Genomic DNA, 26,255 nt, shown 5'->3' with positions numbered 1-26,255 from the left:
CCGCCGCCGTCATTGGAGGAAGTGCCCGCTCCCGCTCTTTGAGGTCGATACGCTTCGTCCCGGTTTCGGGACCGGCGCGATCCAGGTTCCGGACAAGCTTTCAACGTATCGAACGCGCGGGCCTCAGCCGGCCCGCTTCCGCTGTTCTGGTCGCTAGATCAGGGCAACGAGCGGTCGCTCGAAGGTCTTGCGGACCTTCCGACACTGCGCGCGCGATGCGCCCATGAACCCAACGGCCGGCAAGACATCCGCAACTGGAGAACAAATGGCTTCGACTTCTGCTGATACCTATAGCCCGTCGCGCGACGATTTCGCCGCGATGCTCGACGAGTCCTTCGCAGGTGGCAACCTGCAGGAAAGCTCCGTCGTCAAGGGCAAGGTGGTTGCAATTGAAAAGGACATGGCCGTCATCGACGTCGGCCTGAAGACCGAGGGCCGCGTCGCGCTGCGCGAATTTTCCGGCCCCGGCCGTGAGAGCGACCTCAAGGTCGGCGACGAGGTGGAAGTGTTCCTCGATCGCATCGAAAACGCTCTCGGCGAAGCCGTGCTGTCGCGCGACAAGGCGCGACGCGAAGAGAGCTGGGGCAAGCTGGAGAAGGCGTTCCAGAACAACGAGAAGGTCAACGGCGTCATCTTCAACCAGGTCAAGGGCGGCTTCACCGTCGACCTCGACGGTGCCGTGGCCTTCCTGCCGCGCTCGCAGGTCGACATCCGGCCGATCCGCGACGTTGCGCCGCTGATGAACAACTCGCAGCCGTTCCAGATCCTGAAGATGGACCGCCGCCGCGGCAACATCGTCGTGTCCCGCCGCACGGTGCTCGAAGAGACCCGGGCCGAGCAGCGCCAGGAGCTGGTGCAGAACCTCGAAGAGGGTCAGGTCATCGACGGCGTGGTCAAGAACATCACCGATTACGGTGCGTTCGTCGACCTCGGCGGCATCGACGGCCTCCTGCACGTCACCGACATCGCGTGGCGCCGCGTCAACCACCCGACCGAGGTGCTCTCGATCGGCCAGACCGTGAAGGTCAAGATCATCAAGATCAACCACGAGACGCACCGCATCTCGCTGGGCATGAAGCAGCTGCTGGACGATCCGTGGCAGGGCATCGAAGCCAAGTACCCGCTGGGTGCCCGCTTCACCGGCCGCGTCACCAACATCACCGACTACGGTGCGTTCGTCGAGCTCGAGCCGGGCATCGAAGGCCTGATCCATGTCTCCGAGATGTCGTGGACCAAGAAGAACATGCACCCCGGCAAGATCGTGTCGACCTCGCAGGAAGTCGACGTGCAGGTGCTGGAAGTGGATTCCGTCAAGCGCCGCATCTCGCTCGGCCTCAAGCAGACCATGCGCAACCCCTGGGAGGTCTTCGTCGAGAAGCACCCGACCGGTTCGGTGGTCGAGGGCGAGGTCAAGAACAAGACCGAGTTCGGTCTGTTCCTGGGCCTCGAGGGCGACGTCGACGGCATGGTCCACCTCTCCGATCTCGACTGGAAGCTTCCGGGCGAGCAGGTGATCGACAACTACAAGAAGGGCGACATGGTGAAGGCCGTGGTGCTCGATGTGGACGTCGAGAAGGAGCGCATCTCGCTCGGCATCAAGCAGCTCGAAGGCGATCCCTTCGCCGAGCCGGGCGATGTCAAGAAGGGTGCGGTCGTGACCTGCGAAGTGCTCGAAGTGAAGGAAAGCGGTATCGAGGTGAAGATCGCCGGTACCGACTTCACCACCTTCATCAAGCGCTCCGAGCTCGCCCGTGACCGCAACGACCAGCGCGCCGAACGCTTCGCCGTCGGCGAGAAGGTCGATGCCCGCGTCATCCAGTTCGACAAGAAGGCCCGCAAGGTCCAGGTGTCGATCAAGGCGCTCGAAGTCGCCGAAGAGAAGGAAGCCATCGCGCAGTACGGCTCCTCGGATTCGGGTGCGACGCTGGGCGACATCCTCGGCACCGCGCTGAAGAACCGCGACAGCAAGTAAGCGAAACGTCCGTTTTGCGACATCAAGGCCCCGGCGCAAGCCGGGGCTTTTTTGTTGCTGTCTCCACGAACTCCGCTGTCGTCCCGGACAAGCGACGCGAAGCGGAGCGCCGATCCTGGACCCATAACCCCAGGGAGGAGTTTGACGAAGACTCGGAGTTGCCAGCTCGCTCGACGACTCCTCCTTGGGGTTGTGGGTCCCCGCCCCCGTGCGCAATTGCGCACTAGGCGGGGACGACGACCGAGTCTGCGACGACTTGCTTGCCCCACATGAGGCCTTGTTTTCTTCAAATTGCGCCGCAATTGATGTATCGAGATAGGCCAATGGTCACGCCGTGACGGCACAACGCGCCTGATCTTTCATTTGGAGATATTCCGATGTCGCTCGATTCGGACATCATCGTCGATCGCCGCAGGATCCGCCGCAAGCTGACGTTCTGGCGGGTGATGGCGGCGCTGATCGCGATCGCGGCGATTGCAAGCTTCGCGCTGATTGCGACGCCCGGTGCACGCGGCACCCTCGCATCCGCCGGCTCGATCGCGCGCGTCCAGATAGAGGGATTGATCCGCAGCGATTCCGACCGCACGCAGGCGCTGGAGCGGCTCGAGAATTCGCAGGCCGCCGCCGTCATCGTTCACATCAACTCGCCCGGCGGCACCACCGCAGGCTCCGAGCAGCTCTATGACTCGCTGGTCCGTCTCAAGGCGAAAAAGCCGCTGGTAGTGGTGGTCGAGGGGCTGGCCGCCTCCGGGGGCTACATCACCGCGATTGCGAGCGACCACATCGTCGCCCAGCAAAGCTCCCTGGTCGGCTCCATCGGCGTGCTGTTCCAGTACCCCAACCTCTCCGAGCTCATGAAGACGATCGGCGTCAAGGTCGAGGAGGTGAAGTCCTCGCCGCTGAAGGCGGCGCCCAACGGTTTTGAGCCGACCAGTCCCGAGGCGCGCGCCGCGCTCGATGCGCTGGTGAAGGATTCCTATGCCTGGTTCAAGGGGATGGTGAAGGAGCGGCGTGGCATGGATGACACGCAGCTCGAAAAAGTCGCCGACGGCCGCGTCTTCACCGGGCGCCAGGCGATCGATCTCAAGCTGATCGACCAGATCGGCGACGAGAAGACGGCCGTGACCTGGCTGGTCGAGCAGAAGGGCGTCAAGAAGGGGCTACCGGTGCGCGACTACAAGCTCCAGCCGCGCTTCGGCGACCTGCCGTTCCTGAAGACGGCGGCCGCATTGACGCTGGAAGCGCTCGGTTTGGGCTCGATCGCGCACCAGATCGGGCAAACCGGCGTCGCGCAGGCGGTGGATCGGCTCGGAATGGATGGAATGCTGGCCTTGTGGCAGCCGGCTGCGTCCAACTGACCGTCGGCAGGCGAGTTTCAGAGCTTTTTCGCGTCTGACGCGTGCTGGCGCAGCCTGCTTTTTCGGCATTTGTCACGCATTTTCACGACGCCCATCCTTGATTTAGCGTCTTGACAGATCACGGTATTTTCACGGAAATGGTCATCCGCACGCTCCCGGGTCCTATCTCTCGATGATCAAATCCGAACTTGTTCAGCGTATCGCCGAGCACAACCCGCATCTGTACCAGCGGGATGTCGAGAACATTGTGAATGCGATTCTCGAAGAGATCGTAGCGGCGCTTGCACGCGGTGATCGCGTGGAGCTGCGCGGCTTCGGTGCCTTCTCGGTCAAGCATCGCCCTGCGCGTGCAGGGCGCAATCCACGCACCGGCGCCCATGTGCCCGTCGATCAGAAGAGCGTTCCGTTCTTCAAGACCGGCAAGGAAATGCGCGAGCGGCTGAACCGCGACCATCCGGATCCCGGCGGCGTAGACTAGAGCGCGATGTGAGCGCGCTTTGGGGTTTTTCGCGGTCGCACAGGATGCGGCCGCAAGCTTGATTCAAGGCGAGCGAAGCCAGATGCGAAAGTTCCTGACCGCGCTGATCGTACTTCCGCTGGGCCTGATCCTGGTGGCGTTCGCCGTCGCCAACAGGCATTTCGTCACGGTCTCCTTCGACCCCTTCATTGCCGACGACCCCTCGCTGTCGATCACCCTGCCGCTGTTCCTGTTGCTGATCCTGGCGGCGGCCCTGGGCGTTGTCGCGGGCGGCTCCGCCGTCTGGCTCGGCCAGCGGCGCTGGCGGCGCGCGGCACGCCGGAATGACGCGGAGGCCCGGGCCGTCAGGGCCGAACTGGCCGATCTGCGGGCCCAGGCGACGGCAGCGAAGGCGGAGTCCCAGCGCCTTCCCGTTCCCTCCGGGATGGGCCTGTACGGGCCCGTCGGGCGAGACAAGCAGCGCGCGACGTTGTAGAAGCGGCCCCGACCGAAAAGCCCCGTTTTCCGGCCGCGGACCCGCGGCCTCTACCCGCTTTGAGACCATGTCCCTGCTCGTCAAGATCTGCGGCCTGTCCACGCCCGAGACGCTCGAAACGGCGCTCGAGGCGGGCGCCGACATGGTCGGGTTCGTGTTCTTTCCGCCGTCGCCCCGGCACCTGTCCCTGGAACTCGGCCGTGACCTCGGCCGTCAGGTCAAGCGGCGCGCGCTCAAGGTGGCGCTCACGGTCGATGCCGATGACGCAACGCTCGACAGCATCATGGACGCGCTGTCGCCGGACATCTTCCAGCTCCACGGCGGGGAGAGCGTGGCGCGGCTGCGCGACCTCAAGCAACGCTTCGGCCGCCCGGTGATGAAGGCGGTCCCGGTCGCGACAGCGGCCGATCTCGCGGTGCTGCCCGGCTACGCCGCGGTCGCCGATCGCATCCTGTTCGATGCGCGCGCGCCGAAGGACGCGACGCGGCCCGGCGGCCTCGGGGAGCCCTTCGACTGGCACCTGCTCGAAAAGCTCGATCTGAAACTGCCCTATATGGTTTCGGGGGGGCTGCACGCCGAGAATCTCGCCGAGGCCCTTCGTGTCACCCGCGCCAGCGGCGTCGACGTGTCCTCGGGCGTCGAGAGCGCGCCCGGCGTCAAGGATCCTGACATGATCAAGGCCTTCCTCCGCGCCGCGCGCGCCACCCAAGAGTTAAGCGTCCGATGAACATTGCCAAGCCAAACTCCTACCGCAGCGGCCCCGACGATCGCGGCCATTTCGGCATTTTCGGCGGACGCTTCGTCGCCGAAACTTTGATGCCGCTGATCCTCGACCTGGAGAAGGCCTACACCGAGGCCAAGGCCGATCCGGCGTTTCAGGCCGAGATGAACGGCTACCTCAAGAACTATGTCGGCCGGCCCTCGCCGCTCTATTTCGCCGAGCGCCTGACCGAGCATCTCCGCGGCGCCAAGATCTATCTCAAGCGTGAAGAGCTCAACCACACCGGCTCGCACAAGGTGAACAACGTGCTCGGCCAGATCATGCTGGCACGGCGCATGGGCAAGAAGCGCATCATCGCCGAGACCGGCGCGGGCCAGCACGGCGTTGCCACCGCGACGCTGTGCGCGCGCTTTGGCCTCGAATGCGTGATCTATATGGGCGCCGTCGACGTCGAGCGGCAGCAGCCCAACGTCATCCGCATGGAGATGCTGGGCGCCAAGGTGATGCCGGTGCAGTCGGGCACGCGCACGCTGAAGGATGCCATGAACGAGGCGCTGCGCGACTGGGTCACCAACGTGCATAACACCTTCTATTGCATCGGCACGGTGGCCGGTCCGCATCCCTATCCGACCTTGGTGCGCGATTTCCAGTCGGTCATCGGCGACGAGACCAAGGCGCAGATGCAGGAGATCGAGGGGCGCCTGCCGGATTCGCTGGTGGCCTGCATCGGCGGCGGCTCCAACGCGATGGGCTTGTTCCATCCGTTCCTCGATGATTCCTCCGTGGAGATCTTCGGCGTCGAAGCCGCCGGCCATGGCCTGACGCAGCTGCATGCGGCCTCGATCGCGGGCGGCCGCCCCGGCGTGCTTCACGGCAACCGCACCTATCTCTTGATGGATGCCGACGGCCAGATCCAGGACGCGCATTCGATCTCGGCCGGTCTCGATTATCCCGGCATCGGCCCTGAGCATTCCTGGCTGCACGAGGTCGGCCGCGTCAATTATCTCTCCGCGACCGATGACGAGGCGCTCGCCGCGTTCCAGCTGCTGTCAAAGCTCGAAGGCATCATCCCCGCGCTCGAGCCCGCGCATGCCATCGCCAAGGTGATGGAGCTCGCGCCGAAGCGGCCGCGGGACCACCTGATGGTCGTCAATCTCTCCGGCCGCGGCGACAAGGACGTCCCGCAGGTCGGCGACATCCTGAGGGGCAAGAAGTGACCACGCGTATCGATACCCGTTTTGCCGAGCTGAAAAGCCAAGGCCGCGCGGCCTTTGTCACCTATGTGATGGCCGGCGATCCCGATCCCGCGACCTCGCTCGAGATCGTCAAGGCGCTGCCGAAGTCCGGCGCCGACGTCATCGAACTCGGCATTCCCTTCACCGATCCGATGGCGGATGGTCCTTCGATCCAGGCTGCAGGCCTGCGTGCGCTCAAGATCGGCATGACCTTGAAGAAGACGCTGGAGCTGGTGCGCGACTTCCGCAAGGACGACAATGTCACGCCGCTGGTGCTGATGGGCTATTACAATCCGATCTACATCTACGGCGTCGACAAGTTCTTGGCTGATGCCAAGACGGCCGGCGTCGACGGCCTGATCATCGTCGATTTGCCGCCGGAGGAAGACGACGAGCTCTGCATTCCTGCGCTGAAGGCGGGGCTCAACTTCATTCGCCTGGCGACGCCGACCACTGACGACAAGCGCCTGCCTGCGGTGCTCGCGAACACATCAGGCTTTGTCTATTACGTCTCGATCGCCGGCATCACTGGTGCGGCGGCGGCGGACGCCAATGCCGTCGGCGAAGCTGTCGCGCGCATCAAGCGGCATACCAGGCTGCCGATCTGCGTCGGTTTCGGCATCCGCACGCCGGAGGCGGCGCGCGCCATTGCCGAGAAGGCCGATGGGTCGGTGGTCGGCACCGCGCTGGTGGACGCCCTCAAGAACAGCCTCGATGCCGAGGGACGGGCGACCGCCAAGACCGTTAACGCCGTCGCCGAATTGACGGCCGCTCTGGCCCAGGGCGTCAAGGGCGCGCAGCAGGCGGCGGAATAGGCCATAATTCCGCTGTAGCTCTTTAGTTTGAGCATGGTCTGGTCGGAAAACCGCTTCACACTTTTCCGGATCATGCTCTAACGCGGGCGACACGGCGGCTTGCCGGGCAGATGTCCGGCCGCCATATATCCTTCAGGCGATTCCCGGCGGGATCGCACATCGGAGCAAACCATGAACTGGCTTACCAACGTGGTCCGGCCGAAGATCCGCAACATGCTGCGGCGGGAGACGCCGGAGAACCTGTGGATCAAGTGCCCGGATTCCGGACAGCTCGTGTTCTACAAGGACGTCGAGGCCAACCAGTTCGTCATTCCCGGCTCGAACTATCACATGCGCATGGGCGCGGTCGCGCGGCTCAAGTCGATCTTCGACAACGAGACCTGGTTCGACGTGGCGCTGCCCGAGGTCACCCCTGACCCGCTCAAGTTCCGCGACGAGAAGAAATATGTCGACCGCGTCAAGGATGCGCGGGCGCGGACCAATCTGAACGATGCGGTCAAGGTCGGCTACGGCAAGCTCGAAGGCTCCGCGGTCGTCGTCGCCGTGCAGGATTTCGACTTCATGGGCGGCTCGCTCGGCATGGCCGCGGGCGAGGCCATCGTGCGCGGGATGGAGCTTGCGGTCGAGAAGAAGTCGCCGTTCATCGTGTTCGCCGCGAGCGGCGGCGCACGCATGCAGGAAGGCATTTTGTCCCTGATGCAGATGCCGCGCACCACCGTTGCGGTGCAGATGCTGCGCGAGGCAAAGCTGCCCTACATCGTCGTGCTGACCAATCCGACCACCGGCGGCGTCACCGCGTCGTATGCGATGCTCGGCGACGTGCAGATCGCCGAGCCCGGCGCGCTGATCGGCTTCGCCGGCGCGCGCGTGATCGAGCAAACCATCCGCGAGAAGCTGCCTGAAGGCTTTCAGCGCGCCGAGTACCTCAAGGAGCACGGCATGGTCGACATGGTCGTGCATCGCCACGAACTGCGGCCGACGCTGGCGCGGCTCTGCCGCCTCTTGACCAAGGCGCCGGCGCAGGAGGGTGCATCGAAGTCCGTGCAGCCGGTCGCAAGCCCGGCGCAGATCGTATCGGCCGCCGAGACGGCGCCGGCTGCGCCGCACGCGTGAACGCCTCCCCTGACAGTGCAAAGACACCGCTCGATGAAGTGATCGGGCGGCTGTCGGCCCTGCATCAGAAGCGCATCGATCTCGGGCTGGAGCGGATGCACCGTCTGCTCGAGCGGCTCGGCCACCCCGAGCGCAAGCTGCCGCCCGTGATCCACATTGCCGGTACCAACGGCAAGGGCTCGACGCTCGCTTATCTGCGCGCGACGCTGGAGGCTTCAGGTCTGGGCGTCCACGCCTATACGTCCCCTTATCTCGTCCGCATCAACGAATGCTTCCGGCTCGGCCGCCTCAGTGGTGGCGTGCTCGTCGGAGACGACGAACTGCGCGCGGCGTTGGAAGAGGTCGAGCGCGTCAATGCCGGCGAGGCCGCGACATTGTTCGAACTGAAGACGGCGGCTGCCTTCTTGCTGTTCGCGCAGAACCCGGCCGACATCGTGCTGCTCGAAGTCGGCCTCGGCGGCCGGCTGGATTCGACCAATGTGGTCGATCAGCCGGCGGCCTCTGTGATCACGCCCGTCAGCATGGATCACATGGATTTCCTCGGCGATACGTTGGCGTCGATTGCCGGCGAGAAGGCCGCGATCATTAAGCGCGGCGTGCCCGTGATTTGCGCTGAGCAGATGCCGGAGGCGATGGCCGTGATCGAAGCGCAGGCGCGGCGCATGCGCGCGCCGCTGTTCGCCGCAAACGAGAGCTGGCACGTCAATGTCGAGCGCGGGCGTCTGGTCTATTCCGACGACCGCGGCTTGATGGATCTGCCGGCGCCGCGTCTGTTCGGGCGCCACCAGTTCGCCAATGCCGGGCTCGCGATCGCGACGCTACGCGCGCTGCCGACCATCAAGGTCAATCACGCCGCGTTCGAGGCCGGCATCGTCGGTGCCGACTGGCCGGCGCGGATGCAGCGCCTCACCTCGGGCGAGTTGCTGTCCTGGGGTCCGCAGGGCTCGGAGATCTGGCTCGACGGCGGCCACAATGCCGAGGGCGGCCGCGTGGCGGCGGCCGCGCTCGGCGATCTCGAGGAGCGGGTGTCACGGCCGCTGGTGATCATCGCCGGCATGATGGCCAACAAGGATGCGCACGCCTTCCTCGCCAATTTCGCCGGCCTCACCCGCCACATCATCGCAGTGCCGATTCCCGACACGGAGAATGCGATGCCGGTCGACCGTCTCGCCGATGCCGCGCGCAGCCTCGGCATGCGCGTCGAGCCTGCCCCCGGCGTCGAGGCCGCCCTGCGCGCGCTGGCGCAGCTCGCCTACGAGCTGCCGCCGCGGATTCTGATCGCCGGCTCGCTGTATCTCGCCGGCCACGTGCTGGCGATCAACGGCACGCCGCCTGCATAGAGGTTGCCGTAGCCCGGATGGAGCGAAGCGCAATCCGGGATCGTGCCACAAGCAAGGAAGGTCCCGGATTACGCTGCGCTCCATCCGGGCTACAGGAAATGCCAATGCGCTTCGCCGCGATTGCCGATGTCCACGGAAACTATCTCGCGCTGGAGGCCGTGCTCGCCGACATCCGCGCGCTCGGTATTGCCGACATCGTCAATCTCGGCGACATGCTGAGTGGCCCGCTCGATGCGCGCCGCACCATCGAGATCCTGATGCCGCTCGACGCCGTGCACGTCCTCGGCAATCACGACCGCTATCTGCTCGACCGTCCGCCGGAGAAGATGGGCTCGTGGGATCGTCCCGCCTATGAACAGCTCGACGCCGCCCACCTCGATTGGCTGCGCGCGCAGCCGATGACGCGTGTCTTCCGTGAGCAGGTGTTTCTCTGCCATGCGACGCCAGACAATGACGAGGTGTACTGGCTCGACAGCGTGCATCCCGACGGCACGGTGGCGCTGTCCGCGCTCGACCACATCGAGCCACTCGCCCAAGGCGTCACGCAATCGCTGATCCTGTGCGCCCACACCCATCTCGCCCGCGCGGTGCGCCTGCGCGACGGCCGGCTGATCGTCAATCCCGGCAGCGTCGGTAGCCCTGGTTTTCGCGACAAGCATCCGTACGCGCATGTGGTCGAGGCCGGCACGCCGCACGCGCGCTATGCGATCCTCGAACGTGCCGATGCTGCCTGGCAGGTGACGTTCCGCCACGTCGCCTACGATCACGAGGCCATGGCCGCGCTGGCGCGCCGCAATGGTCAGCCGGAGCTTGCGAACGCGCTGGCGACGGGGTGGATCAAGTAGGTGTTGCTGCGTAGCCCGGAGAGAGCGGAGCGCAATCCGGGGCCATCGTTGCTTGGGGCATGATTCCCGGATTACGCTGCGCTCCATCCGGGCTACGCGCTACTTCAACAGCTTCATCGGATCGGCCGCCTTCTGCTTCAGCTGCTCGAACGTGCATTGCCGCGGCGCCTTGTCCGGGCGCCAGCGCAGGATTGAGGTGCCGTGACGGAAGCGTTCGCCGCTGAAATGGTCGTAGCAGACCTCAATCACCAGCTTCGGCTTGAGCGGACACCACTTTGCGGAACGCTCGGTCGACCAGCGGCTCGGCCCGCCCGGCGCGTTGCCGGTGAAGCCGGGCTCGCCGATCAGTGCTTCGAGCCGATCGGTCATACCAGGCTTCGCCTCCGCCTTGATCGCCGAGGTGAAGCCGACGTGATGCAGCAGGCCGTCATCGTCGTAGAGCCCGAGCAGCAGCGAGCCGACGACGTTCCGGCCGGCGATCTTGTTGGTGGCATAGCGGAAGCCACCGACCACGCAATCGGCGCTGCGGAATTTCTTGATCTTCTGCATGCCGTCGCGATTTCCCGCCTGATAGGGCAGATCGATCCGCTTGGCGATGACGCCGTCCGAGCCGCCGCCGGATTGCGCGAGCCACTTTTTGGCTGTGGCGTAGCTCGTCGTCGTCGGCGAAAGACGGAAGAGGCTGCCCTTGAGGTTGGCTTTCGCGAAGGCTTCCAGCGCCGGCCGCCGTTCGCGCAGCGTCTTCTCAGCCAGGCCCTTCTGTCCGGATGTCGCGAGCAGATCGAAGACGAGGTAGAGCGCCGGTGTCTCCACCGAGAGCTTCTTCACGCGGCTTGCCGCCGGATGAATGCGTTGCAGCAGCGCGTCGAAGGAAAAGCTCTTGCCGTGCGGCACGACGATTTCGCCGTCGAGCGTGAAACGGTCGGCCTTCAGCTCCAAGGCAGCAGTGACGACTTCCGGGAAGTAGCGCGCGAGGTCTTCGCCGGATTTGGAGCGCAGGTCGACGTTGCTGCCGTTGCGCGCCAACAGGCAGCGGAAGCCGTCCCACTTGGGTTCATATTGCCATTCACCGCCGCGCGGGATCGCGTCGACCGAGCGCGCCTCCATTGCGGCGAGAGCGGTGGGCTTGCGGTCGCGCTTTCGGGGAGGAGCAGGCAAGGGCGGGACTCGTCATACGCTGAACACGCCCCATCAACGCCAAACGGCCGGCTTTCGCCGGCCGTTGTCGAAAATAATCTTGCGCCAATAATCCTGCGCCAGTGGATCAGACCGCGGAGGTGATCCACTGCTGCAGCTTCGCCTTCGGCGCGGCGCCGACCTGGCGCGAGGCCATCTCGCCGCCCTTGAAGATCATCAGGGTCGGGATCGACATCACGCCGTACTTCGAGGCGGTCTTCGGGCTCTCGTCGACATTGAGCTTCACGATCTTGACCTTGTCGCCCATCGCGCCGGCGATCTCGTCGAGCGCGGGTGCGATCATGCGGCAGGGGCCGCACCATTCGGCCCAGAAATCGACGACCACGGGGCCGTTCGCCTTGAGCACTTCGGCTTCGAAATCGGCGTCGGAAACCTTGCTAACGGCCATTGGGAGTACCTCACTCGGTTGAAAGAGAATCGGCGCGACCTGGAATCGCGCCCGGGATCATGGGGTCAACCTATGAACGGCCCCTTGCCGGGTCAAGGACGCTCACACCGAGATGAAGGGATGCCAGCGCCGCGTCCAGCGCGGGGGCCGAAATCTCCATATATTCAAGGGCCTCGGTCCAGAGCAGGACGGCCCTGACCGGCTTTTGGGGATAAAGCCGCGACAGCACCGCCCGGTATAGCGCAAGCTGCCGGACATAGGCCGCCGGCGCCTCGGCCGCGCTTTTAGGCGCTGCTTGGTTGGTCTTGAAGTCGACGATCAGGACCTCCTCGGGGCGCACGACCAGCCGGTCGATCTGCCCCGACACCAGGGCCGGCGTGCGGCCCGGCCGCTCCAGCCGCCCGGCGATCGCGACCTCCGCCCGGCTGCCGGCGGCAAAGACGGGCGCGAAACGCGGCTCCGTGATCAGGGCGAGCACCTTGTCGGCCAGTGCGATGCGATCGGCCTCCGGCCAGTCCGCGGCGTTGCGCGCCATGAAGCCGAGCGCGGCCTCGCGCTGGCGCTCGCCGGCGATCTCGGGCAGCGATTGCAACAGGCGATGCACCAGCGTGCCGCGTTGCAACGCCCGCGCGCGCGACTGCACCGATTCGCCCGATCGGACGCTGCGGCCCTCCTCGGCAGGCTGGCCCGAGGGGCGCACGGGATCCTCGTCGATGGTCTCGCGCGGGGCCGGTGTCCGCAGCCACTCCGGCAGCGCGATGGTCTGGTGCACGGAGGCCGCCGGCGCGCCCAGCGCCGCGACGTCCTCAGGACGGGCGAACCGGGTGACCTTGCCGAGCGGCGTCTCGATCACCTGCTTGTCGAGGCCCGAGCCGGCAAGGCCGGTGTCGACGAGGTCGTACCAGCTCAGCTTGCGCACCGTCTTCATGTTGCCGGGCATGCAGCCGCCGACGATCAGCCGGTCGGCCGCGCGCGTCATCGCGACGTAGAGCAGGCGGCGATATTCGTCCTCGGTCTCCTCCAGCATCGCCTTGCGCGCTTCGGCAACGGGCTTGGGATCGTCGGCCTTGCGGCCGGCCCAGACCACGACCTCGCCGCCATTGCCGCGCGGCACATGAATCAGCCGCAGCCGCTGCGAGTCCGCGGGCGAGGACGTGGTGTCGACCATGAACACGACCGAGGCCTCGAGGCCCTTGGCGCCGTGCACGGTCATGACCCGCACCTCGTCGCGCGAGATCTCCATGTCGCGCTTCACTTCGGTGTCGGCCGAGCGGAGCCACGCCATGAAGCCCTGCAGCGAAGCCGGCGCCTTGCGCTCGTAGTTCAGCGCGAGCTCCAGGAATTCGTCGAGCGCGTCATTGGCCTCGTGGCCGAGCCGGCGCAGGATGCGCGCACGTCCGCCATCGCCACCCAGCAGCCAGGCGTAGAACGCGAACGGCGTCTCGTCGCGGGCGCGGATCTCGCAGGCTTCCAGGCGACGCAACGCCGTGGTGAATTTTTCGCTTGTGGCCGCGTGCTCGCCGAGCGCGCGGCGCAGCGAGCCCTTGCGGTCCCAGGCGAGAGTGAACAAATCGTCGTCATCGAGCCCGAACAGCGGGCTCTTCAGCGCCACCGCGAGCGCGAGATCGTCCTGCGGCAGCAGCAGCGCGTCGGCCAGGTTCATCAAGTCGATGATGGCGATGTGCTCGGTGAGCTTGAGGCGGTCGGCACCGGCGACCGGAATGCCGGCGTGCTTCAGCGCCTGGATCACGGCATCGAATGCGTTGCCGCGCCGGCGCACCAGGATCAGCATGTCGCCATAGCGCAAGGGACGGCGCTCGCCCTCGTGCCCTGTCAGCGTGCCGCTCTCGACCAGCCGCTTGATCTCGGCCTGGATGCGTCGGGAAAGCTTGACCTCGGGGCTGGTGACTGCGACGCCATCGAACGGCGCACGCCAGCCCTCGATGTCCTGCCGATCGTCGGCCTCCGCGAGGTCCCACAGCTCGATCACGCTCGGGCCGGCATCGCTCAGCGAATTGTGCAGGGGATGGCCGATCTCGACCGAATGGATGCTCTTGTAGATCGCGGGATCGCGGAAGACGTGGTCGACCGAATGCAGGATCGTCGCACCCGAGCGGAACGAATAGGTGAAGGCGACCGGATCGAATTTCAGGCCGGCGGCGGTGAACTTGCGATGCAGCTCGCGCCTGCGCGCGTCGAACTCGTGGGGAGCTGCGCCCTGGAACGAGAAGATCGACTGTTTCTCGTCGCCGACAGCGAAGATGGTGCGGTTCAGCCCCTCGCGCGCACCTTCGCCGGCGGTGAACTCGGAGATGATGTGCGCGATGATGTCCCATTGCCGCGGGCTGGTATCCTGCGCCTCGTCGATCAACACGTGATCGACGCCGCGGTCGAGCTTGTAATGCACCCAGCCCGAGGCGATGCGGTCCAGCATCGCCAGCGTCTTGTCGATGAGGTCGTCGTAGTCGAGCAGGCCGCGCTCCTGCTTCTCGCGGCGGTAATTCGCGGCGGCCGCTGTCGCGATATGCAGCAGGGCCGCGGTGCGGTCCCGAACCGTCACGGCGCGGCGCTTTTCGATCAGCCCTGCAAGGCGCTGCGCCTCGGCTTCGAACAGGCGGGCCACGGAGGGATTGTGATCGCAGAACTTCTTGGTCAGCACCGCCTTGCGCGGCAGCTTGTCGTCGGTGAGGAAGACGGACAGATAGGCGTCGACCTGATCGCTGCCGGAAAACACCTTTGCCGCGCGCAGCCGCCCTGCCTGGTCATTGTCGGATTTGCTGCCGTCCTCCAGCGCGAAGGCAATGTCGTCCCAGCGCGCGCGCGGCAGGAACGGGCCGTCGAGAATTTCCGTCTCGACGGCTTCGATACGGTCGCCGATGTCAACGCCCAGCACCGCAGCCATCTGCGCCGCTGCGGCTTCCGCATTGCCGGCCTGGTCGGTCCAGGCCATGAAATGATCGCGGCTGAGGCACGCCTCGCGCACGACCTCCTTGAAGGTGACATCCGCGGCGCTCGCCATCGCCGTCAGCAGCGCGCGGCCGGTGACGCTCTCCGGATCGCGTGCGGCTTCCAGCAGCACCTTCAAATTGGCGCGTTCCATCATGTCGGTCTGGTCGCGCTCGTCGATCACGGCGAAGCGTGCGGGAACGTTGGCCTCGAACGGAAATTGCTGGAGCAGGCGGGTACACAGTGCGTGGATGGTCTGCACCTTCAGCCCGCCCGGCGTCTCCAGCGCGCAGGCGAACAGCTTTCTCGCATCGCGGCGCAGTTTTGCGCCGGGATGCGGGATGCCGACCGCGCGGATCGCCGCGTCGAGCGCGTCATCGTCCAGCGTCACCCAATGACCGAGCGTGGTGAACACGCGCTCGGCCATGTTTGCGGCGGCAGCTTTTGTGAAGGTGATGCAGAGAATTTTCTCCGGTGGCACGCCCGAGAGCAGCAGGCGGATCACGCGCTGCACCAGCACATGCGTCTTGCCCGAGCCGGCGTTGGCCGAGACGAAGGCCGACGCGGTCGGATCGGATGCGCGCGCCTGCCGCGCGCGCACCTCGTCGGGGATGGGACGCGGCGCCTTCACCATTCCTCGATCCCCAACCCGCCGGCCGCGGACCATTCCTTGATCCGGGCAAGGTCGTCATAGGTGCCGTAGCGATTCGCCCACATCGGCAGGTTCAGCGATGTATAAGCTTGGTTCTCGTCCTCGAAGGCGCGGATCAGCGCTTCCAGCTTTGCCCTCGCCTCGGCGGCCGCGGTGTCCGGCGGCTGCGGCTCGTCGCCCGGCTTGAACTTGAGCTCGAGGATGCGCTCCTCGCCGGGTGGATTGTTGCCGCTGAGGCGGACATAGACGAGCTGGCTCACGGAGGCGCCGGCGTCGATGTCGGGAAAGCCGCCCTCGCGCAGGATCGCGGCTTCCAACGTCAGCTGCGGCGACAGGCCCATGCGGACCTGCTTGCCGGTCGGCGGCTGGCCGGTCTTGTAGTCGAGGATGGCGTAGCCGCCGCCCTGGCGGCGTTCGATGCGGTCGGCGCGCGCGGAAAGGCGGAAGCTGCGCTGAGGATCGAGCATGATCGAGATCTCGCCACGGGTCTCCGCGACGATCGCCGCGATCGCCTCGCGCCGCGACGTCTCCCATTCGCCGAACCAGCGCGCGATGCGCTGGAAGCGCGGCCACCACAGCGCCCGTGCTTCGGGCCGCTCCATCAGCGGTGCAAAGTGCTTCTCGCCGATCGCGCGCAGCACCCGCGCGGGATCGTCGGGCAGACGCGCCGCATAGCTTTCCGTGAATTCGCCGATGGCATCGTGAATCGCCGATCCGCGGTCGGCGGCCGAGAGCGGCATGTCGACGGGATCGAGCGCATCGAGCCGCAAGATACGTTTGGCGTAGATCGTGTAGGGATCGCGCAGCCAGTCCTCGATCTCGGTGACGGACATCTTGAGCGGCCGTGTCGCGCGCGGCGGCCGTGGTTCCGGCTGCTTGATCGGCTTGACCTCGTCGGGCTGTTCGAGCGCCGCGGCGAACTGCACATATGTCTCGCCGGCGCGAACCGCCGCCTTCCAGAGCTCATCGCCGGCCACCGCCTCCAGCCGATGAAGGAAGCGCGAGGCCACCGCCGGCGCGCCGCCGGCCTTTGCGGAATGAGTGAGAATGACCTCGTCGCCGCCGAGCAATTGCGCGAAGTCATGGGCGGACAGGCCGATGCGGCGCTCCGGCAGATCGAGCCCGAGCTCGTGGCGCATCGGCCGGCTGAGCCAGGGATCGATGCGCGGCGCCGGTGGCCAGACGCCTTCGATCAGGCCGCCAATGATGATGCGGTCGGCCTGCATCAGGCGCGATTCCAGCGGGCCGTAGATTTGCAGCCGCGCGCCCGGCCTGTCGCGCCGCCGCACCGCGCGATCGCTGAACGCGGTCTGGAAGACGTCCGGGTAATCCGCTAGCTGCACCAGCAATCCGCTGGTCGTGCCGCCGCGCAAGAGATCGTCGAAGGCGCCGGCGAGCGCGAGACCATCGCGATCCTCGAAGGCGAGCGGAATGCCCTGCTCGTCGCGCGACAGCTCGATCATGATCTCGCGATGCCGATGCGCAAGCTCCGCGAAATCATACGGCTTCGCCGGCGGCAGGCTCTCGATCGACGCCAATGCCTTTTGCAGGGCGTCGATCAGAGCCTGGATGCGATCGAGATCCTCGGCCTTGAGACGCGCCCGCGGCTCGGCGCGATGCAGTGCGGAGACCTCGCTGCGCCACAGCTTTGCCAGCTCCTCGCGGAAGCGGTTGAACTCGCGCAGGAGGCCGGCCGTGCCTGCCGGCGGGCGCGTGCCGCGCAGCAGCGCAAGCTCCAGGCTCTCGATTGCCATCTTCCACGCGCCCGGCGCGCGGCCGAGCCGGCACAGCGGATGCTTCAGCATCGCCAGCAGCGTCGGCGGCTCCAGGCCCTTGGTCGCCGCCTCCGTCGCAAGGCGCGCAAACGTGCCGGCGGATGTCTCCATCAAGACGTCGCCGCCGGAATCGTCGAAGGCGAGATCCCATCGGGTCAGCGCCGCCATCACCCGCCGCGCCAGGGCGCGGTCGGGCGTGACCAGCGCCGCGGATTTGTCCAGGTGTCTGGCCTCGCGCATGGCGATGGCGATGGCGAGCGCTTCCATTTCAGGATTGGGCGCTTCGACCACCGCGAGGTTCTTCATGCCGCCCGCGATCTTCGCGGCAACATCGGGCTGCTTCAGCCGGTCGTGCCAGACCTCGGTCTTGGCGGACGGCCGCATCGATTCCGACGCGAGCAGGTCGCGGCCGTCTTCCGCTGGCGGCTGCAAAATCTCGACGTCGCTGCGCTTGATGCCGAAGCGATCCAGCAGCGCATGCATGGCATATTGCGGATGGTTCGAGGCCGGATTCTCGGTGATGCCCAAGAGGTCCCTGCTGCCGCCGATGCTGCGCCAGGCATCCTCATCGAGATCGGTATCGAGGCCCGGCAGCACCACGGCGCCATGCGGCAGCGCGGCGACCGCATGGAGAAATTTGGCGGTGGCCGGCATCGAGCCGGTCGAACCCGCCGCAACCACGGGTCCATTTGGATGCGCGGTCAAGCGCCTCGCTTCCGCGGCGATCAGAAGATCGCGCCGCGCGGCCGGCTCGATCCGGTTGATCTCGGTGAGATGATTGGGCCAGGCGATGCGGGCGATGCGCAGGAATTCGAGCGAGTGCTGCCAGTAGCGGTCGAGGTTATCGGGCACGAGGCCGTCGAGCGCGCTCCAGTCGACGCCGCGCGTCACCATGTCGTCGATCAGGCGCGCGAGATCGGAAGCAAGCGCCAGCGTCGAGGCGGGGCCGCCGACGACCAGCGGCGCCAGGACCGGACCCTTGGCCCAGGCGGCGACGAGCTGCGCCAGCGTCAGGCGCCGTTCGAGCTCGCCCAGGCGCGGCGGAATGTCGAGCGGCGCGGTCCCGGAAAACTGTTCGCTCTCGCCCGCGAAAGCGAGCTCGTCCTCGTCGATATCGCCGAGCGCGACGATGCGCGGCAGCACGACGGCATCCGCCTTCATTTCATCGAGGAAAATCTCGCGCACGATCCGCATGGCGCGCCGCGTCGGCAGATACAGCGTGGCGTCCGCCAGCCGCGCCGGTTCCTTGCGCGCCTCGAATCCCTCCACCAGCCGCCCATCGAGCAGGGCGGTGACGACCGTGCGCAGGAACGGAACTGAGATGGGAACGCTGAAGACGCGCATGAGCTGCCTGATTCGAAGGATCAGGCAATATAGGGAGGCGGGGTCAAATGGTCATGGGTGGAGGAGGAGTCGTCCCCGCTGTTCGCCGAGGTTCGTAGCCCGGATGGAGCGCAGCGCAATCCGGGATGCTGCTCCGCGGCGAGAGGCCCCGGATTACGCTACGCTCCATCCGGGCTACGGCCTCTTCGAGGCAGCCCCTACGCCACGCTCTCCAAAAACGCCTCTTCCGCGGCGAGCACGGCGTCGGGCGTTCCGACATGCATCCAGACGCCGTCGAGGCGCAAGCCGAACAGCCGTTCCTGCTCGCCCGCGCGATCGAACATCTTCGTCAGCGAGAATTCGCCCTTGGGTGCGTCCACGAAGATCGCGGGCGACATGATCGCCGCGCCGGCATAGACGAACGGAACGACCTCCTTCTCCTTGCGCTTGCGCAAGGCGCCGTCGGGCAGCATGCCGTAATCGCCGCGGCCGCCATAGCCGATGCTGGTCGCGGTCGGCGCCATCAGGAGCAGGATGTCCATGCGATCGGGATCGAAGTTTTCAGCGAGCCGCAAAAGGTTGGAGCGCACACCGTCGATCCACAGCGTGTCGGAATTGACGTGGAAGAACGGCGTATCGCCGAGCAGCGGCAGCGCCTTGACGACGCCGCCGCCGGTGCCGAGCACCTGGTCGCGCTCGTCGGAGATCGTCACGCGCGGAAGCTGGCGTGATGCGACGTGGTCGATGATCTGGTCCGGCAAATAGTGCACGTTGACCACCGCCTCGGTCACGCCGGCCTGGCCGAGCTTGTCGAGCACGTGGTCGAGCAACGGCTGGCCTGCGACCGGCACCATCGGCTTCGGCATCTTGTCCGTCAGGGGGCGCATGCGCAGGCCAAACCCTGCGGCGAGCACCATGGCTTTGGTCGGCTTGACGGACATCCTTCGCTTTCTCAGACCTTTCGCGTGCGCAGCAATCCTAACACGGGGCTCGATCTGCCGCACCGCATCTCAACCGCCTTAACCACCCGCCGTGACGGTTGTACGACGGGTGTTGCCGTCACGCCCCAACGGCTGTGGAACGTACCTTCTTCTTCTTGTCGCCCACTTTCAGGAAATTGACGCCGATCTGGTCGCCATTGACCCAGGCCAGCTCGCAACGCCGGTAGGCGAGCCCCGTGGACGACAGCAGGAGAAAGAATTCCTTCAGATGCAGGCCTTCGACCGAGCCGTCGATGGTCAGCTTGGCGCCGGTCTCGGAGACGTCCTCCATGGTGCAGTCGCGCCGCCAGGTGCCGTCGATTCCCATCATCTGGGCCGAAAACCCGCGCTCGAAAATGACCCGGCTATTTCCGCGCTGATCCGCTTTCGCTGCCATCTGCCCCGCTCCAGCCCCGCAATGTTCCGGCTCCCTCGGCGCCAGAATAGCGACATCTTGGCTAACGGCCGGTAAATCGGTCCTGAATCAGCCCGGCGGCGGGACGTTGGCGAGATACCAGTCGCGCAGATGGGCGAGCGCGGGATGCGCCAGCGAGCGCTGGAGATAGGTCCAGATCCGCGGCTGATGGCGCAGGTAATGCGGCTTGCCATCGCGGCGGTTGAGCCGGGCGAAGGTGCCGAGCAGGCGCGTGTTCCGCTGCGCCGACATGATCGCGTAGAGCTCGGCGAAGCCGGCGGTGTCGAAGCTCGTGTCCTGCGCCCGCCGCGCCTTGATGTAGCGCGACAGCAGCGTCAGCTCGATAGTCTCGGGTACGTCGATGCGAGCGTCCTGGAGCAGCGACACCACGTCGTAGGATTGCGGCCCCAGCACGGCGTCCTGGAAATCGATCACGCCGACGCGCTCGATGCCGCTGCGCTCGCCGAGCCAGATCAGATTGGGCGAGTGATAATCGCGGATGATCCACGTCCGCGGCGCCGCCAGCGGCCGCTTCAGCAATTCGCGCCACATCGCAAAAAATTCCGCGCGCGCCTCATCGCTCAGCGGCGCGTTGCGATCGGGCAAATACCATTCCGGCATCAACCCGATCTCGATCAGCAGCGCCTCGACGTCGAAGACGGGGATCGCGTAGGTCTGCCCGTCCAGCGGCAGCGTCTCCGGTAGCGTCTTGCCGTGCATCATCGCCAGCACGTCGGTGGCGGCTTCGTAGCGCTCGAGTATCGGCCGCGGCGGATCGCCCTCAATCACGCCCTCGCTGCCGAAATCCTCGGAGATCAGAAAGCCCTGGTCGAGATCGAAATGATGGATCGCAGGCGCGGAGATCCCCTGCGCCCGGAGGCCTTCGTCGATGGCGACGAAGGGTTTTACGTTCTCGGCCAGATGCACCGCGGCGCTGTAGGATTTTCCGTCGTAGAGCGCCGCGCCGTCGGGCCGCTGCGGGAAGTTCATGAGGATGACGAGTTCCTCATCGCGCACCAGCCGCGCGTAGGAGCGTGTCGAGGCGTCGCCCGGCATGCGCTTGCGCGTCGCATCGATGTAACCGGATGCGTCGAGGAAGTCGCGCAGCGCCTTCAGCCGCGCAACTATAGCTGCGCTCTTGCCATGGCCGGTGATGTCGGCGGCACGCGCGTTCGAGCCCAGCGCCGGCCGATGCGTCAGCGCGATGTCGATGCGGTTCTCGGGCATCGCCGACGGGGCGCGCTCCGGCCATTCGATCAGCACCAGCGTGGCATCGGGCAGCGGCGACAGCCCGATCTCCTCGAGCTCGCTCTCGTCTTCGACACGGTAGAGATCGGCATGCAACACCGGGAAGGGCGGCAGCTCGTAGCCCTGCACCAGCGTGAAGGTCGGGCTCGGCACTTCCAGCGCATCGTCGCCGGCGAGATAGCGGATCAGGCTGCGCGCCGCCGCGGTCTTGCCGGCGCCGAGATCGCCGGTCAGCGTAATGACGTCACCGGGGCCGACCAGCAGCGCGAGGTCGGCCATCAATTGCGCCGTGGCCGTCTCGTTGTGAAGCGCGACGGAGAATGTGGTTGCATCAGTCATTCGGCGGCGTCGCGATGCGCCGCCTGGTCGGTCGGGAAATCGCAGATCACGACCGTGCCCCGGCCGACGATCGAATCCACCCGCACCTTGCCGCCATGCAGCTCGACGAAGGAGCGCACCAGCGACAGGCCGAGCCCGGCGCCGCGGTGACGCGAGCCCTGGGAGCGGCTTTCGAACCAGTTGAACACCTTGTCCTTCATGTCGGCAGGTATTCCAGGGCCCGAATCTGTCACGGTGAAGACCACGCTGCGGTCCGTGCGCCGCGCGCTGATGCCGACGGTGGAATCCTGTGGAGAAAACCCGACCGCGTTGGCGAGGAGGTTATAGAGCACCTGCACGACGCGCTTCTCGTCGCCGACGAAGCTGCCGACGTCGGGCGCGATCTCGACCTTGAGGCGGATGCGGTCGGTGGCGAGCCGGTCCTGGATGCCCTCGGCGGCAAGCTCGATGGCCTTGCTGACGTCGACCTGCCCGAGTTCCAGCTTCATCGCGCCGGCGTCGATGGTGGCGAGATCCAAGATGTTGTTGGTGAGCGCGAGCAGCGCGTTGGTCGATTTGGTGACGTAGTCGAGATATTCGGCCTGCTTCGGCGTCAGCGGACCGGTCGAGGGATCGCTGAGGAAATGCGCAAAGCCGATGATGGTGGTGAGCGGCGAGCGCAGCTCGTAGGAGACGTGGTGGACGAAATCCACCTTCATTTGGTCGGCCGCCTCCAGCGCCTCGTTGCGCTCGCGCAGCGCGCGCTCGACATTCTCGGTGTCGGTGATGTCCTGGAAGGTCAGCATGGTGGCGCCGTCCGGCAGCGGCCGGATCATGCCGTCGAGCACGCTGCCGTCCTTGCGCTCCAGCTTCAGCGGCAGGTCGGCGCGGTTCTCGATCGCGGTGATGGCCTCGCGGATCTGGCGCCAGACTTGCGGATCGTCGAACAGCTGATGGCACCAGCCTTCGACGGTCTGGATATGCGGCTCGTCGCGCATGGCATCGCTCGACAGCTTCCACATCCGCACGAAGGCCGGATTGAACAGCTGCGCCTTGCCGTTGCTGCCGAACACCGCGACGCCTTCGGCGAGGCTGTCCAGCGTCTCGCGCTGGACGCGGATCAGGCCGTCGAAGCGGCGGGCGAGGTCGAGGCTTTCGGTGACGTCGTCGAACAGATAGGTGACGCCGCCCTCGGGATTCGGCGTGGTGACGACCGAGAGCGCGCGGCCGTCAGGCAGGAACCAGGTGTCCTTGGCCGTCTCGACCGCGCGATAGGCCTCGTGCAGCTTGGCCTTCCAGGCGCGGAAATCCGGCTGCTCCGGCAATTTGCGCGCGGCGCGGAGCTGGTCGAGCACGCTGGAATCGTCCGGATGGGCGTCGAGGAAGTTGCGATCGAGATCCCACAGCCGGCGATAGGAATCGTTGTAGAAGGCAAGGCGCCGCTGGCCGTCGAACACGGCAACGCCGGAGGAGAGCTGGTCGAGCGTGCGGCGGTGCGCCTCCGCCATGCGCACCAGCGCCGAGCTCAGCGCATCCGCCTCGCTGGCATCGATGGCGACGCCGACGCTGCCGCTGCCGACATTGACGGCGCGCACGTCGTAGATGCGCCGTTCGCCGCCGATCACGATCGGCAGCCGCGAGGTGAAATTGGCGGCGTCCTTGAGCCCCCGCTCCATCGCATTGCGGTCGTCACTGTCGAGCAGCTCGAGCTTGCGCTCCTGGGCATCGATGGCGCTGGTCGCCTCGGTGGCGCGCACATAGGCCGGGTTGGCGTAGGTCAGCGCGCCGTTCTCGCCCTTCGCCCAGATCGGCCACGGTGCGGCCGCGGCAAAGCCGCGAAGCATCTCGGTCTCGTCGGAGAGCGCCTTGTAGCGCAGATTGGTTTCGGCCAGATCACGGCGCAGGCCCGAGAGCTCGCGAATGCGGACGATGGCCTGGCCGCCGATGGCGCGCCCGATCGCTTCCAGCATATGGCCGTGCGCGGTGGTCAGCGTCAGCTGGAACCCGTCGCCGCGCTCGCGCAGCGCATCGACCGCATGGTCCATCAGCAGCGCCGGTTCCGGCGGCAGCCAGGTTCCGAACGCCAGCACGCGCTGCGGCGAGGAATCGCGCGGCAGCACCAGCGCGATATCGCCGGAAATCTGCGCGCGGTTGTCGCCCGCCGGCCATGAGATCAGGATCTGCGGCTCGGCGAACAACAGTGCGCCGAAGCGGTCGGCCTGGAGCTGAAGTTCCCCGATCCGCGCGCGCAGCCGCGCCTCGTTCTTCGCCGTGCGCACCCGCGTCCGCATCAACAGGATCGCGGCCATCACCGAAAAGCCGAGCAGGGCCAGCGCGGTGGCGAGCACCGCGAGTTCCTGCCGGTTGAGATCCATCACGAGGGCGAGGGTGTCGATGAGGTCGGCGGCCTTGGCCGGCGCAGCCGGCAGCAGCGCTGCGAGAGCGCCTCCCACCAAGCCGTTGCGCGCCAGCGATGTGCACGACAACAGCGTCCGACGCATCGACACGATCACGCCTGACATAGTTGCCCCAAGACGCGGAAATTCAAGACCGCACGAATCTGCGCGCGGCGACCCCCGTCGCGCGCGAATCAAAAGACAATACCCTCACCGCGACTCCGCCGGTAAGAGTCCAGATCGTGAACGCAAGGGCGGCCCCAAAAAAATGCGGGCCGCGCGGTTCCAAGGCGCGTGATTCTGCGGATGATTCGGCTGGAGTTGTCTTGGGTTAGCGCCCGGTCGAACCAAAACCGCCGGCGCCGCGGTCGGTCGACGACAATGTGGCGACGGGAACCAGCGCGGCCTGCAGCACCGGCGCGATCACCATCTGGGCGATGCGCTCGCCGCGCTTGATCACGAACGGCGCGGTGCCGTGATTGATCAGGATCACCTTGATCTCGCCGCGGTAGTCCGCATCGATCGTGCCTGGCGAATTCAGCACGGTGACGCCGTGCTTGGCCGCCAGCCCCGAACGCGGCCGCACCTGCGCCTCGTGTCCCGGCGACAAGGCGATGGCAAGGCCCGTCGGCACCAGCGCGTATTGGCCTGGTGCGAGCGTCATGGGCTCGTTGTCCGGCACCGCGGCCATCAGATCGAGGCCGGCGGCCTCGCTGGTCTGATAGGCCGGCAGCGGCAGGCCCTCAGCGTGGGCGAGGCGTTGCAGCTCGACGGTCACCTTCGTGCTCAAGATGCGGACTCCAGGGATTTGCCGGTCACGCTCTTCGCGATCTGCGCGACCAGTTCGATCGCGACCTGTTCCTTGGTCATCGCCGGCCAGGAATCAACTGCAATCTCACCGTCCGGCGCACCGGTCTTGCGGCTGAGCAGGTGGACCGTGTTGCGGTCGCCGCCCATCACGCCGGTGGCGGGCGAGACGTCGTTGGCGACGATCCAGTCGCAGCCCTTGCGCGCGAATTTTGCTTTGGCGTTGTCGATGAGGTGCTCGGTCTCGGCGGCAAAGCCGATCACGAGCCTCGGGCGCTTGTCGGCGAGCTTGGAGATGGTGGCGAGAATGTCGGGGTTCTCGACCAATTGCAGCGGCGGCATGCCGGCCGCGGTTTTCTTCAGCTTCTGCTCGCCTTCATTGGCGACGCGCCAGTCGGCGACTGCGGCGGCGAAGATCGCGACGTCGCTGGGAAGCGCGGCCTTGACCTGCTCCAGCATCTGCCGCGCCGATTCGACATGCTTCACCGTCACGCCCGGGGGATCGTCGAGGTCGACCGGACCGCTCACCAGAGTAACCTCGGCGCCCGCGGCCTGTGCAGCGGCGGCAATGGCAAAGCCCTGCTTGCCGGAGGAACGGTTGGCGATGTAGCGCACGGGATCGATCGCCTCGTGGGTGGGACCGGCGGTGATTAGCACGCGCTTGCCGGCGAGCGGCTTCGGCGTCGGCGGCCGCAGCAGCCGCTCGGCGGCATTGGCGATCTCGATGGCTTCCGACATGCGGCCCGTTCCGGCTTCGCCGGCTTCGGCCATCTCGCCCGCATTCGGGCCGATCAGCACCACGCCGTCGCGCTGGAGCTGGGCGACGTTGCGCCGCGTCGCCGCGTTGCTCCACATCAGCGGATTCATCGCCGGCGCCAGCAGCACCTTGCGGTTGGTCGCGAGCAGGATGGCGCTGGCGAGGTCGTCGGCATGGCCGTTCGCCATCTTCGCCATCAGGTCGGCCGTGGCCGGCGCCACCACGATCAGGTCGCAGTCGCGCGCGAGGCGTATATGGCCGGCATCGAACTCGCTCTGCGGGTCGAACAGGTCGGTATAGACGCGCTCATGCGACAGGGCGCTCGCGGCCAGCGGCGTCACGAATTGCTGCGCCGCCTTGGTCAGCACGCAGCGGACCTCGATGCGGCGCTCCTTCAGCCTGCGGATCAGGTCGAGCGACTTATAGGCCGCGATCCCGCCGCCGATGATCAGGGTGACGCTGACCTCGGGAACGGCGCCGCTGCGCTGCGGCGTCGGGGCGGCGGAGGGCACCGCAAACGGCGTCAGCGGCTCCTCGCGGCCCTCGATCAGCTCCCGCAGGATGACCCGGACCTCCTCTTCGACCGACCTGTGGTTCTTGGCCGAGCGCAGCCGCAAATAGGTTTTGACGGCGTCGTCGAGCTTGCGGATGGTCAGGCTTGCCATGACGCCCTCCGGCACGGAATGATAGCGATGCTATCA

The 26,255-nt window shown here is 66.4% G+C and carries 20 protein-coding genes; 10 read left to right on the top strand and 10 right to left on the bottom strand.

The features are described 5' to 3' along the window. Nucleotides 1-265 precede the first annotated feature (265 nt). The 10 genes from rpsA to I6F37_RS25780 all read left to right on the top strand — a co-directional run bounded on the left by rpsA (nucleotide 266) and on the right by I6F37_RS25780 (nucleotide 10,352). On the top strand, nucleotides 266-1,972 hold the full coding sequence (gene rpsA, locus I6F37_RS25825; protein ID WP_036009120.1) for a 30S ribosomal protein S1: 1,707 nt from the start codon (nucleotides 266-268) through the stop codon (nucleotides 1,970-1,972). 377 nt (nucleotides 1,973-2,349) lie between these two features. Next, on the top strand, nucleotides 2,350-3,330 hold the full coding sequence (gene sppA, locus I6F37_RS25820) for a signal peptide peptidase SppA (RefSeq protein WP_036024439.1): 981 nt from the start codon (nucleotides 2,350-2,352) through the stop codon (nucleotides 3,328-3,330). Between the two features lie 172 nt (nucleotides 3,331-3,502). Continuing rightward, nucleotides 3,503-3,808: an integration host factor subunit beta gene (locus tag I6F37_RS25815; protein WP_025032949.1), complete on the top strand. Its 306-nt coding sequence runs from the start codon at nucleotides 3,503-3,505 to the stop codon at nucleotides 3,806-3,808. An 82-nt stretch (nucleotides 3,809-3,890) separates the two neighbouring features. Then, a complete protein-coding gene (locus I6F37_RS25810) occupies nucleotides 3,891-4,283 on the top strand; it encodes a lipopolysaccharide assembly protein LapA domain-containing protein (RefSeq protein ID WP_036009133.1) in 393 nt (130 codons plus the stop codon). Nucleotides 4,284-4,350: 67 nt separating this feature from the next. Beyond that, nucleotides 4,351-5,010 carry a phosphoribosylanthranilate isomerase gene (locus I6F37_RS25805; RefSeq protein ID WP_225153052.1) on the top strand — a complete coding sequence of 220 codons (660 nt, stop codon included), beginning with the start codon at nucleotides 4,351-4,353 and terminating at the stop codon, nucleotides 5,008-5,010. Beyond that, nucleotides 5,007-6,221, top strand: a complete 1,215-nt coding sequence (trpB, locus tag I6F37_RS25800) for a tryptophan synthase subunit beta (protein WP_225153050.1) — start codon at nucleotides 5,007-5,009, stop codon at nucleotides 6,219-6,221. Before I6F37_RS25805 ends, trpB begins: the two co-directional genes overlap by 4 nt. Then, nucleotides 6,218-7,054, top strand: coding sequence for a tryptophan synthase subunit alpha (gene trpA, locus I6F37_RS25795; RefSeq protein WP_036009108.1), 837 nt, complete (start codon nucleotides 6,218-6,220; stop codon nucleotides 7,052-7,054). Before trpB ends, trpA begins: the two co-directional genes overlap by 4 nt. A 171-nt stretch (nucleotides 7,055-7,225) precedes the next feature. Beyond that, nucleotides 7,226-8,167, top strand: a complete 942-nt coding sequence (gene accD, locus I6F37_RS25790; protein ID WP_036009106.1) for an acetyl-CoA carboxylase, carboxyltransferase subunit beta — start codon at nucleotides 7,226-7,228, stop codon at nucleotides 8,165-8,167. Beyond that, nucleotides 8,164-9,507: a folylpolyglutamate synthase/dihydrofolate synthase family protein gene (locus I6F37_RS25785; RefSeq protein ID WP_225153048.1), complete on the top strand. Its 1,344-nt coding sequence runs from the start codon at nucleotides 8,164-8,166 to the stop codon at nucleotides 9,505-9,507. Before accD ends, I6F37_RS25785 begins: the two co-directional genes overlap by 4 nt. Before the next feature lie 104 nt (nucleotides 9,508-9,611). Further along, a complete protein-coding gene (locus tag I6F37_RS25780) occupies nucleotides 9,612-10,352 on the top strand; it encodes a metallophosphoesterase (RefSeq protein ID WP_225153046.1) in 741 nt (246 codons plus the stop codon). Nucleotides 10,353-10,451: 99 nt separating this feature from the next. Here I6F37_RS25780 and I6F37_RS25775 read toward each other — a convergent pair whose 3' ends face one another. The 10 genes from I6F37_RS25775 to coaBC all read right to left on the bottom strand — a co-directional run bounded on the left by I6F37_RS25775 (nucleotide 10,452) and on the right by coaBC (nucleotide 26,219). Next, a complete protein-coding gene (locus I6F37_RS25775; protein WP_225128106.1) occupies nucleotides 10,452-11,459 on the bottom strand; it encodes an ATP-dependent DNA ligase in 1,008 nt (335 codons plus the stop codon). Between the two features lie 157 nt (nucleotides 11,460-11,616). Continuing rightward, the gene (trxA, locus tag I6F37_RS25770; RefSeq protein ID WP_008540017.1) at nucleotides 11,617-11,937 is read right to left on the bottom strand and encodes a thioredoxin; all 321 of its coding nucleotides are present in this window, start codon (nucleotides 11,935-11,937) and stop codon (nucleotides 11,617-11,619) included. A gap of 70 nt (nucleotides 11,938-12,007) precedes the next feature. Then, nucleotides 12,008-15,517, bottom strand: coding sequence for a double-strand break repair helicase AddA (gene addA / locus I6F37_RS25765; protein ID WP_225153044.1), 3,510 nt, complete (start codon nucleotides 15,515-15,517; stop codon nucleotides 12,008-12,010). Continuing rightward, on the bottom strand, nucleotides 15,511-18,654 hold the full coding sequence (gene addB, locus I6F37_RS25760) for a double-strand break repair protein AddB (protein ID WP_225153042.1): 3,144 nt from the start codon (nucleotides 18,652-18,654) through the stop codon (nucleotides 15,511-15,513). The genes addA and addB overlap by 7 nt, the downstream gene beginning before the upstream one ends. A gap of 197 nt (nucleotides 18,655-18,851) precedes the next feature. Then, nucleotides 18,852-19,574, bottom strand: coding sequence for a nucleotidyltransferase family protein (locus I6F37_RS25755; protein WP_225153040.1), 723 nt, complete (start codon nucleotides 19,572-19,574; stop codon nucleotides 18,852-18,854). A 118-nt stretch (nucleotides 19,575-19,692) separates the two neighbouring features. After that, the gene (locus I6F37_RS25750; protein ID WP_036009083.1) at nucleotides 19,693-20,010 is read right to left on the bottom strand and encodes a PilZ domain-containing protein; all 318 of its coding nucleotides are present in this window, start codon (nucleotides 20,008-20,010) and stop codon (nucleotides 19,693-19,695) included. Nucleotides 20,011-20,097: 87 nt separating this feature from the next. Next, a complete protein-coding gene (gene tsaE / locus I6F37_RS25745) occupies nucleotides 20,098-21,615 on the bottom strand; it encodes a tRNA (adenosine(37)-N6)-threonylcarbamoyltransferase complex ATPase subunit type 1 TsaE (protein WP_036009080.1) in 1,518 nt (505 codons plus the stop codon). Then, nucleotides 21,612-24,116, bottom strand: a complete 2,505-nt coding sequence (locus I6F37_RS25740; protein ID WP_036009077.1) for a PAS domain-containing sensor histidine kinase — start codon at nucleotides 24,114-24,116, stop codon at nucleotides 21,612-21,614. The genes tsaE and I6F37_RS25740 overlap by 4 nt, the downstream gene beginning before the upstream one ends. Nucleotides 24,117-24,321: 205 nt before the next feature. Further along, entirely contained in the window at nucleotides 24,322-24,780 is a 459-nt protein-coding gene (dut, locus tag I6F37_RS25735; RefSeq protein WP_036009075.1) for a dUTP diphosphatase, read from the bottom strand. After that, complete coding sequence (coaBC, locus tag I6F37_RS25730; RefSeq protein ID WP_225153038.1) at nucleotides 24,777-26,219, bottom strand: bifunctional phosphopantothenoylcysteine decarboxylase/phosphopantothenate--cysteine ligase CoaBC; 1,443 nt, start codon at nucleotides 26,217-26,219, stop codon at nucleotides 24,777-24,779. The genes dut and coaBC overlap by 4 nt, the downstream gene beginning before the upstream one ends. Nucleotides 26,220-26,255 lie beyond the last annotated feature (36 nt).

It is taken from the genome of Bradyrhizobium sp. NBAIM08, assembly GCF_020193935.1.
Taxonomy (GTDB): Bacteria; Pseudomonadota; Alphaproteobacteria; order Rhizobiales; family Xanthobacteraceae; genus Bradyrhizobium; species Bradyrhizobium yuanmingense.
The sequence above is the reverse complement of the archived record's forward strand: the minus strand, read 5'-3'. Positions and strand labels throughout refer to the sequence as shown.